The organism is Staphylococcus sp. AtHG25 (assembly GCF_003217445.1).
GTDB lineage: Bacteria > Bacillota > Bacilli > Staphylococcales > Staphylococcaceae > Staphylococcus > Staphylococcus haemolyticus.
Genome location: NZ_QJSN01000027.1, coordinates 1 through 10,561 on the forward strand (window position 1 = coordinate 1; position 10,561 = coordinate 10,561).

The following is a 10,561-nucleotide window of genomic DNA, read 5'->3' on the forward strand; positions in this document are numbered from 1 at the left end:
TAAATAATTCTGAATTTCTCTTTTACGCTTAAATCAGGATAATTCAATAAGTGCGTCGTTTCATACGTATCTTCATCAATCATTGAAAGAATACCTTTCGCTACTTTTTGAGCAGCTTCAAGATATTTAGGGTTATTCTCATGTTTTAAATATTCACATATAGCGAATATAAATGAAGCATTTTGTCCTAATTTAATTTCATTAATGTCTTCCGTATTATCATAGATATACGCTTTATCTTCAACTTCAAGTAATTGATTTGAAATAACATAATCAATTGCTTTTTCAACAGGTTGCAAATTTTTACCTAAATAAGCTAACCCCTCTATTAAAGCATATGTAGAAGATGAATGTCTTAGTATATTATAGAAACCAATTTCATTATCAAAATGTGGGAAATACCCATAAATATATTTACCATTATCTAACAACATATTTTGTAAGAAATGAGTACTGCTTTCAATTAATTGATCAATTTCATTATTCAAGTCATTTACTTTTCTCAAACCTTTTTTATAACCATTACTGTATAGTTCATATACTTCATCATCACCTATAAAGAAGCCTTGTGTATAGAATTTAATAACTTCTTTTTTATTATAAAATTCATTAGAAAACGCCTTTTTGTTAGTCGTATATTTACGTAAATAATTATTAATATTTTTTTCAGAAAGAAATAATTCTTTAGTCGTATTATCTGGTCGAACAAAAGCGTTCGCATTAATTTCTTCAGGTAAAACGGCTAAATTCCATAGACTATCAAATGCGATACCAAAATCTACATAATTTCGTCGTGTATTAATTAACGCTTTTTTCAATTCTGTAAATTGAACTTTTTCAGTGGTTGTAACAATATCTAATTTAATCCACTCGGGAAATTGACCTGTTTTCTTTTTAAATTTAAGTGCTGATTTCGAAATATCTTGCTTAAGGTAATTCGTTTTTTTGAACAGTTTAACTTGAGCTTTGATGTTAGGTTTACCCAAACTTAAAAAAACATAATTATTCATTTCAATTTTATTATTTACTGCGGTTAATAATTTTTCTAATTTATATTCAAAATCCATAGTTTTTACCCTATTTATAATTATTTATCCTCTTTCTCTCAATTAATATCATAGTATTTAAAATAAAACCAGGCCTTCCAGGGCCTGGTTTTAAATTTCATTGTGTCAACATGAAATCTACTTATTATTTTTCTTCATTATTTTTGTTTTTACGACGTTTGCCAACTAAGAATAATCCTCCAAGTGCAGCGAATAATGAACCAAATAATGTACCATTATTTTCATTACCAGTATCAGGCAATTCTTTACTATTTGATTTATCTGCTTTGTCATTATGATCTTTATCTGCATCTGAGTCAGCGTCTGCATCTGAATCAGCATCTGCATCTGAATCAGCATCTGCATCTGAGTCAGCATCTGCATCTGAATCAGCATCTGCATCTGAGTCAGCATCTGCATCTGAGTCAGCGTCTGCATCTGAGTCAGCGTCTGCATCTGAATCAGCATCTGCATCTGAGTCAGCATCCGCATCTGAGTCTGCATCTGCATCTGAATCAGCATCTGCATCTGAGTCAGCATCCGCATCTGAATCAGCATCTGCATCTGAATCAGCATCTGCATCTGAGTCAGCGTCTGCATCTGAGTCTGCATCTGCATCTGAGTCAGCGTCTGCATCTGAGTCAGCGTCTGCATCTGAGTCAGCATCTGCATCTGAGTCTGCATCTGAATCAGCATCTGCATCTGAGTCAGCATCTGCATCTGAGTCAGCGTCTGCATCTGAGTCAGCATCCGCATCTGAGTCAGCGTCTGCATCTGAATCAGCATCCGCATCTGAGTCAGCGTCTGCATCTGAATCAGCATCCGCATCTGAGTCAGCGTCTGCATCTGAATCAGCATCCGCATCTGAGTCAGCATCCGCATCTGAGTCATCTTTATAAAAGCCGCTATCTAAAGTCATATCATCTTGACCATTAATAGTAACAGTGACTGAACCACCATTTGAATCTAATGATTCATCTCCAACATTAACTTGAGTAGGAGTATACCCCTCTGGAGTTTCGAATGTAACTGTATAAGTCTCTCCATCATATAAATTATTAAATTCATAATATCCATTTTCATCTGTTCTTATAGATTTTGATGTACCATCAGGATAAGTTAGTGTCACTAACACATTACTAATTGGTTTCTCATTAACATCTGTTCCTTGTACGCCATCTTTATCAACATCTTCCCATACATAATCACCAATTTTATAAGTTTTTTCTGGTGTAATAGTACCATCGCCGCCGCCTTGATCATCACTATCTACAGTAGCATTTGTATATCCTGCCCAAGAAACATTTCCATATGAATTAGTAGTTTCCATTCTTACGCCTTGTTGTATAGCTAAACTATCGTCAGCTCCTGGGGTATATTTACTTTTAACTTTAATAATATATGGTGAATCTATATTTCCAAAATCTATATTAGCCATATTGGGAGCATAATTTTTATCAACAGTAAATTGATTAGTAACATTTTCATATTGATTGTAATCATAAATTCTATTACTTTCTGGTAATGATTGATTAGGTGAAACTTTATAGATTTCAATTTCAGTACTATCGTCTATAATAGTACTACCTTCTCCTGTATAAAATCCTCCATCATTATAAACACCACCACTTTTAATTATAACATTAGTGTTATTAGCGTTTAAACTTAATGGATTGACATAAATCGTTTGTTCAACTGTATCATTTGCTTGATCTAAATTAGTGAAAATAGATTCAATGTTAGATGCATCTTGAACAATAGGATCTTGATAATCTATATTAACCAATTTTGTTATTGGAGTATTCGCTGTTGAATAATTTAAACTTATAGTTTCTTCATTTGGAACTTGTTGCTTATCAATATATGAATTTAATATTAATCTAGCATTAATATTTTCATATTTATCAACATAATCAGTAAATGTATAAGTAGATGTTTTATTCGTATTGTCAAATACACCAGTTGCAATGACTTCACCAGATGGATCTACGATATCTACTGAATTAGCACTTTCAGTCAAATCAGATGGTACTGTGTGTTTATCATATTGAACGGTCATAGTATCGCCAGATTTAACAGCATTATCAATTGAAAAATCAGTCGTATAAATTATATTTTCACCATCGTGGGCTTGAATAGTACCATCTTCGTATAAACCCTCACTTAATGTTTGGTTATTCACTGTAATCAAATTATTAACATTGTTACTTGGAACTTCTGCTGCTAATGTAGTTGCAGATAAATTACTAAATGTAGTTGGTGTAGATATATTTCTTACTGATGTAGGAGATGTAGCGTATGTTGTTGTTGCTTCTTTATCATTAGAATAATCTAATGCTAATGCACCTAATAAAGTATTTTCATCTATTGTATTATAATTTAATCCTAAACTTTCTACTTGTGCTTCAGCATCATCTTTATTTATTGAAGTAGAGTCGGCTATATAATTTGTTAATGCTTCTTTTTTTTCTCCAATAGTTGACATATTTTGAATATTGTTAGCTACTGAATCAACATTTTGAGAATTTGTATTGTTTTTATCCGAATGAGTTGCTCTATCTGTGTTTGTTTCAGATTTCGCTGCTTCATTTGTTGTTGTATCTGTGTTTGTTTCAGGTTTCGCTGCTTCATTTGTTGCTGTATCTGTGTTTGTTTCAGGTTTCGCTACTTCATTTGTTGTTGTATCTGTGTTTGTTTCAGGTTTCGCTGCTTCATTTGTTGTTGTATCTGTGTTTGTTTCAGATTTCGCTGCTTCATTTGTTGCTGTATCTGTGTTTGTTTCAGATTTCGCTGCTTCATTTGTTGCTGTATCTGTGTTCGATTGTATTGCATTTTCAGTACTAGTCTCATCAGCTTTTGCTTCATCGTTGGTAGCACCAAATAATAAAGTTGCTCCTACTAATATTGATGCAGTACCTACAGAGAACTTTCTAATTGAATATTTATTCAATTTGTTAGGTAAAAAGTCCAGTTTTCTTTTAGAATTTTTCAAGAAACCACTCCTTATAAAAAATAATTGCTTTGATAATCCAAATCACATAATAATATATAAAGCAATTTATTTAATTTTATAAAAAATAATGTTAAAATACAATACCTTATACTTAAAAACATATTTTAGAGATGAATAATGATAATCTTTTAAAAAAATACTTATTCGTTATTTTATTATCCAATATGGTTCTACTATATTTAATAATTTTTTGATTTTTAAAAGGTTTACTAGTTATATGTATTTTAAAGCCAATAAAGGAAGGTTATTGACAGATCCTACTAATTTATAAATTTTATTTCAAATTCTACAATGATTATGTAAGTATTAACCTATTCTTATTCTTCTATAATTCACTATAAATATAAATTCGTATTATCAAAAATATGAGGATAATAGCATTAAAAATAATTTAATCATTGAGAAATCATCTCATACAATTATCTTTTTAGATCAACTTTTATAGTGATCCTCACATTAACTATTTTGTGATATTATTTTTAAAATCGTAAATTACATAAATAGAATGTAATTAGACACTGTAAAAATTTCTTATTTATATCGTTACTATATTAAATTATTATCACTTTTAATCCTATAAACAGTCTGCCTTGTTATATTAACTTCTTTCGCAATTTTACTAATTGCTTTGCCTTCTTTTAACATTTCTACAACTCTATGATAAATAATACGTTTCTGTGGGTCTTTAGCATTTGGTGAGTAAAGTAAAGGTCTCCCTTTATATACACCTTTTGCCTTCGCGACTTGAATACCTTGCGCTTGTCGACGTTTACTTTCATTTCTCTCTTGTTCTGAAACCATTGCTAATATTTGTATGATTAAATCTTTCATAAACTTATCTAATAAAGGGTTGTCAATGACTTCATTCATCATAGGTAAACTAGTAATCATCAATTGAACTTCTTTATTCTTTAAATAATTAACTGTATTAATCACTTCATCATAATTACGACCTAAGCGATCAATCGATTCTACTACAAATCTATCGCCCATTCTCACAAAGTTAAGTGCTTCTTGAAATACGGGTCTATTTTCTACTGACTTTCCTGATTGTTTCTCTGTAAATATTTTCTCTACGCCAAATGTTTTCAAATTATCTAGCTGTCTCTCTAAATTCTGATCTACCGAAGATACTCTTGCATAACCTATAATCATTTATTTTCACTCCACAATTAATATACACCCTAATCATACGTTTGAATTGCTATAAAATCAACAACTGTATCTGTATGATTAGGGTGTACTCTAAAAGCACATACACTCTGAAATTAAATGATATAATATAAATACTATTTTATATTGGTAAGCAAGGAGTTTATTAATGAAATTAAAAAAAATTAGTAATACTGATACTTTTGAAATATCTGGAACATTAATTATATCTGATTTTAAGGAAACTGGAATTTTAAAAAGTGATGGTAGTAATTATCAATTATTATTTAATACTGATATGGATTATGAAGAAAGAATAAACCAATGCCAATTTATTACTGCAAAAGGAGAAACATTGTATCTTAGAAACGGCATTTTATCGAGACATACTATAAATTTTCCAGGAAGTAACGAATATGAGTATTTATTCACTCAAATTTGGGTATCTATTTCTCATACAGAGATTCCTAAAACTTTTGATAGCATAAGTGTTAAATTTAGTGGTCTAAAAGAAAATATAAATCACATACCATTTGATATTAAAAGGGATCAAACAAATAATGAATATACTATTTCTATCGATAAAGCTAATCTAAAGAAAGAAATAATTTCATTGAATGAAGTTCGTCTTTCTTCAGATTGTAAAATAAATCGTAAAAGAACTAGATTTAACGAAATCACCTTTCAATATGAGAATTCACTAAAATTTGAGTATAAAAACAATTTAACTAGTGATAAATGTATTTCAGATGCCCTTAATATTGCTTACATTTTTAGCTTTATAACTAATGAAAAACATAAAATTGAAAGTATCATATTGTATTCTAAAAAAGAAGCTTTTAGGGTTTTTGTAGATTTACCATTCAATTTTAAGGAGCACCATAAAACAAAAATTACGTACGTTACAAAAGATTTCCTTAATAAATATTTATCAAATATTTATTCTTTTTTTTATAATAATCATGATTCGTTTCAAGATATATTTTCAAATTATATTAAGTTAATGTATACGCCAAAATTTATTGAACATTATCTAGTTGACTTATTAAAAATAAATGAAGGTTTGCATAGAAGGCTCGTATCAAATCAGCAAATCATTTTAATAAATAGATATAAAGATTTATTTCACTCATTAGATAACGAGTTACAAAATTATTTAAAAAGCATTGTTAATTATGACGAAAAGTTACATGATTATTTGAAGGATTATAGACATTATTATTCTCATTATTTTCCACCATCAGAAAAACCTACATATCAAAAAGATAATATATTTAATATCTCCAATTTTGTTCTTCAACTTCATAAATCTTTTATAATGTTTAAGATAGGCATTCCCTCTAGTGAAATAGTATCTTTATTAAAGATCACTCACTAGTTAGTAATCAATAAACTATTTTGCATTCCTCTACTAACCAGTGTTATAATCTAGATAACGAAAATGATTAACAATTAATGCACCAATCCCCACACTACTGCAATAGTGTGGGGATTTTTTCGATGCTGGCTTATAAGTCGCCTATTAATTATTTGTTGCGTTTACTAAGCCAATAAGTATAATACGCAACAGCACAGCCACTGATGACTGGTGCTATGATGTGAACGAAAATGATTAGCAAAGTAATGCACCTCCTCTCTGCGTCTAAATTGACGCCTGAGAGATAGGCGACCTGTATATTATATCATCTCTGAATAAGGGATAATAGATAACTTCCGATAAGCCGTCTTATGTTATATAACTTTGTTTTTTATGGTATCAAGACAAGAAGATTATCCTCCAAAAACTTGTCGAATGGTCAGTTTAATAGCTCACGCTATACCGACATTCGTCTCCAAGTTTAGTTAAGGGTTCTTCTCAACAATCAATAAATTTTCTCGGCATAAATGCGTGTCCTATTATTTATTTTATTCACTTTAAATAAAAAACCGTGAAGTAAGCGAATTTGCAACTTACCTCACGGTTTATACCTAAAATGTCTTATTCACTCATAATTTGACATTTATTCACATAGCCATTGTCAATATAAAATCGGACATTTTTTATTACCAATTTTGTACATATATACTTCACCCCATGCTGAAGTAGGAGAGTAATAATTTGGTTGACCATAATTTTGAATTAATGTAGCTTTAAAACGTTTAAGGACATTAATAATTTTAATCATCAATTTCACCCCTTTAATTTTTATTATATACTAACTTTGAATACTAAAAGAGCATAGGTGAAAATAAATGGATTTATTTATAAGTAAAATGAATGAAGTAGCAAAAAATATAGGAATGTTAAACTCAAATTTTAAAAATCCGTCAGGGTCAGGATTAACTAAAAAAGGACAACTATCAACAAGTTACGATTTATCATTGTTGTTATTACAAGCAAGTTTAAATCCAATTATCGTTAAAATTTGGAAAAAAGAGAAACATATAGTAAGAATATTAGGAGATAATACAAGAAAATCGGAAATTAAAAGTACTGTATATAATAAAAGTTTAAATAATTATTATGATATTTTAGGTGGAAAGACAGGTACCGTAGGTTTTATAAAAAATTTAAGTGTCCTGTTATATGCTAAAGATGAGATATATTTAGTAACAGTATTAAAAGCAAAAGGAAATAGGTTTCACCAAGTAAAACTTATTATGGATACTGTTTTAGATAATAAAGAAAGTAACATAGATGCAAATTCATTTACGGTTTTTAAATATCCATTAAAAAATATAGAACTTTTAAAGAACTTTAAACCTCACAGTGTTTTTTCGAAAAATGAATCAGATAAAAGTAATCCTGCTAGTATAACTAAATTGTTAACGCTAATAACTGCGTTAGAGTATCCGATTGACTTAAACGATAAAATCAAAATTCAAGAAAGCGATATTGTTGAAGATAACATGAATAATATATATGTAGGAGACATAATATCGTTAAATGATGCAATACATTTTATGCTTTTATCATCTTCTAATATTTTAGCTAATGCAGTTGCAAGATACATCGAGGAACATTATCTCTAATATATAGATAATGTAAATATCGTATATAAAATAATAACTCTTTAGTAAACATAGTGATGAATCAGTTGTAGTAGTTGAGCTAGATGATTTCAATAAAAAGATTATCAAACAATTAGAAAAATAAGTATAAGTTATAATCAATCATCCTCTTAATAAAATTTAGTTAATCTAAAGGGTTATACACAAAGATTTTAAATTTTAATTTCATACGTATGTGTAATAGTCATGACTACCTATAAAACAGGTAGTCATGACTATTAGCACATTAAAATTATAAAAAGAACAAAACTCTAGAATTATGCACTTGAATATAGATTAGATACAATAAAATATTAAGAAAAAGACTTTAAAATTTATTAAAGTTAGACTTGGGGTCTTGATATGAAGTGAAAATAATAGTTTCTTTTTCTCCACGTATAAATCCACTTTTATATTTAAGTCCTAAAATAAAAGAATTATTAAACCTAAACAAATCATATTTATAATGCTTATATATTTGATATAAATCTTTTACAGTATAACTTTGTCGATCTCTACTTCTAAAACGACCAGTTAGGTTAGTAGCTATCGAACTAGATAATCTTAGGTTTTTTATCAAATGATTAATATACTTTTTTCGATTTGAGCGATTTTCAAATAACTCATTAGCTAACTCATAGATTTCAGAAGGATGTGGTGAGTTAGTCATATTTTTTAGTAATGTATAAGTATCAATTTCTCGACCTTCAACATAGCCAGTTTTACTATTATTAGTTGGCCAACTCTTCATGTTAATCGTTCTATTTTCTAATTTTTCATCTACAGCTTTTAAATAATAAATGAGTGGGCCCATTCCCTCAATGGTTTGAGACATATCACTATTAAATTCTTCAATGATTTGGCCAGTGTCATTATTTACTCTAATATAGCTTTTTCCTACTTTACTAAGTTTCTCAAATAGATTATCAAAATCAAATTCTACGTCATTCAACTTCAAAATGTTAGGCAACGATTTAGCTATTTCTGGAAAATCTGTGCCAGTTACAGAAGACTTTAGTAAAGTTAGAGAATCTTCATTACATAAATATCTTAAATCATTTATTAGTAATTCCTTATTAGGATACCAAGTTATATTCTTATTTCGAACTTTGTTTACGACTTGTCTTAACTCCGGATCCTTACATAGAATGTAATCTGCATTACAACTTTCTAATTCCTCAACTAGTTGTAAATGTGTTTCACTAGACTTATGACCTAAATCACTGATTTTTCCCAGGGCAATTATTTTATGACCTGTATAAAACTTTGTTTGACTATTAAACGCTCTAATTGCATTAATCATTGCAGGCAAAGAAGCATTATGTGTATCATCCAGTAAAGTTAGTTTATGAGATTTTGTTTGTATTTCTTTCAGTGCTAATATTTTTGAAAAAGGTTTGAAATTCTTAAGTAAGTCTTTCTTTATTGGTAAATTTAGACTTTTCAGAATTAGCATACTTGCTAGTGTGTTAGAAACCATCCCTTCACTAATCGTATTAAGCTGATAAATGTCTTCTTCATTTTTATGGTCATTTACTAATAATTCAATATTTCCTTTATTATACTTGATATTATCAACAGTTAAATCTGCATTACTATCCTTTTTAATACTATAAGTTAAGACATTATTTGTATTTTCTCGCGCTTTGTCTACTAAGTAACCTGCATATAATGTATCATTATTAATAATTGCTACTCCATTATCCGCAAGTCCTTCAAAAATCCTTGTCTTAATTATAGCCAGTTTTTTAAATGCTTGAACAGAATCTTCTACAATTATTTGAGGAACAGAAAATTTCAAATCGGAAATATATCTTTCAGTTATAATTAATCCAATTTCTTCATTTTGTCTATCAACTAAATCATTACCATCTAAAGCATTTTTATTTCTTCCCAATTCTCTTGCCCATGTTTCTTTATTTGGAGAAAAATACGCAGTCTTTTTGTTTTTCACAAATTTATAAATTGTCTCAAAATCATCTATTTCATTTGTTTTCGCATTATGAGCATCTTTTAACTCTCCACCTATAATATGATAAATATTTCCAATTGTTAGCATAATCATTACCTACCTTTTGAATGCCTTTTGGTACTGTACATATCCTGATAGATAATGCTCAATATCATCAATACGGACACGATAACCATGGTGTTTAATAAAGAAACTTCCTAAGATTCTAGATGGATTTTTAAAGTACATTGCATTTTCAGGGTAAAAGAAGCCTACTCTTTGATAATCTGCTCTAATATCAATAACTTCTTTTAAATATTCCTCATCTATCAAATGATTTACTAATTCCCCATAACCAGTTTCTTTGGC

At 29.0% G+C, this 10,561-nt stretch carries 6 protein-coding genes and 5 pseudogenes; 2 read left to right on the forward strand and 9 right to left on the reverse strand.

What is annotated here, in order from left to right:
- The 5 genes and pseudogenes from BDW31_RS11855 to BDW31_RS11865 all read right to left on the reverse strand — a co-directional run.
- A partial coding sequence (locus BDW31_RS11855) for a poly(glycerol-phosphate) alpha-glucosyltransferase (RefSeq protein WP_110709671.1) occupies positions 1 to 1,067 on the reverse strand: 1,067 nt, incomplete at its 3' end.
- A 124-nt stretch (positions 1,068 to 1,191) separates the two neighbouring features.
- A pseudogene (locus BDW31_RS12970) lies at positions 1,192 to 1,317 on the reverse strand (LPXTG cell wall anchor domain-containing protein); the annotation flags it as partial.
- Positions 1,318 to 1,443: 126 nt separating this feature from the next.
- Positions 1,444 to 3,531 (reverse strand): annotated as a pseudogene (locus BDW31_RS11860) (fibrinogen-binding adhesin SdrG C-terminal domain-containing protein); the annotation flags it as partial.
- Positions 3,532 to 3,903: 372 nt separating this feature from the next.
- Positions 3,904 to 4,038 (reverse strand): annotated as a pseudogene (locus BDW31_RS12975) (YSIRK-type signal peptide-containing protein); the annotation flags it as partial.
- A gap of 567 nt (positions 4,039 to 4,605) precedes the next feature.
- Positions 4,606 to 5,214 carry a recombinase family protein gene (locus BDW31_RS11865; protein ID WP_053025648.1) on the reverse strand — a complete coding sequence of 203 codons (609 nt, stop codon included), beginning with the start codon at positions 5,212 to 5,214 and terminating at the stop codon, positions 4,606 to 4,608.
- Between the two features lie 166 nt (positions 5,215 to 5,380).
- Between BDW31_RS11865 and BDW31_RS11870 the strand changes: the two genes are divergently transcribed.
- Positions 5,381 to 6,589, forward strand: a complete 1,209-nt coding sequence (locus BDW31_RS11870) for an ApeA N-terminal domain 1-containing protein (protein WP_053025647.1) — start codon at positions 5,381 to 5,383, stop codon at positions 6,587 to 6,589.
- A 148-nt stretch (positions 6,590 to 6,737) separates the two neighbouring features.
- Here BDW31_RS11870 and BDW31_RS11875 read toward each other — a convergent pair whose 3' ends face one another.
- Together BDW31_RS11875 and BDW31_RS12540 are read right to left on the reverse strand one after the other, a co-directional pair.
- Complete coding sequence (locus BDW31_RS11875; RefSeq protein ID WP_001791613.1) at positions 6,738 to 6,830, reverse strand: type I toxin-antitoxin system Fst family toxin; 93 nt, start codon at positions 6,828 to 6,830, stop codon at positions 6,738 to 6,740.
- 359 nt (positions 6,831 to 7,189) lie between these two features.
- Positions 7,190 to 7,337, reverse strand: a pseudogene (locus BDW31_RS12540) (immunodominant staphylococcal antigen IsaB family protein); the annotation flags it as partial.
- Positions 7,338 to 7,443: 106 nt separating this feature from the next.
- Between BDW31_RS12540 and BDW31_RS11880 the strand changes: the two are divergent.
- Positions 7,444 to 8,223: a serine hydrolase gene (locus BDW31_RS11880; RefSeq protein WP_053025643.1), complete on the forward strand. Its 780-nt coding sequence runs from the start codon at positions 7,444 to 7,446 to the stop codon at positions 8,221 to 8,223.
- A 346-nt stretch (positions 8,224 to 8,569) separates the two neighbouring features.
- On the opposite strand, the gene BDW31_RS11885 is transcribed toward BDW31_RS11880, so the two are convergent.
- Complete coding sequence (locus BDW31_RS11885; RefSeq protein ID WP_110709675.1) at positions 8,570 to 10,300, reverse strand: Mur ligase family protein; 1,731 nt, start codon at positions 10,298 to 10,300, stop codon at positions 8,570 to 8,572.
- Positions 10,301 to 10,309: 9 nt separating this feature from the next.
- Positions 10,310 to 10,561: pseudogene (locus BDW31_RS11890) on the reverse strand (poly(glycerol-phosphate) alpha-glucosyltransferase); the annotation flags it as partial.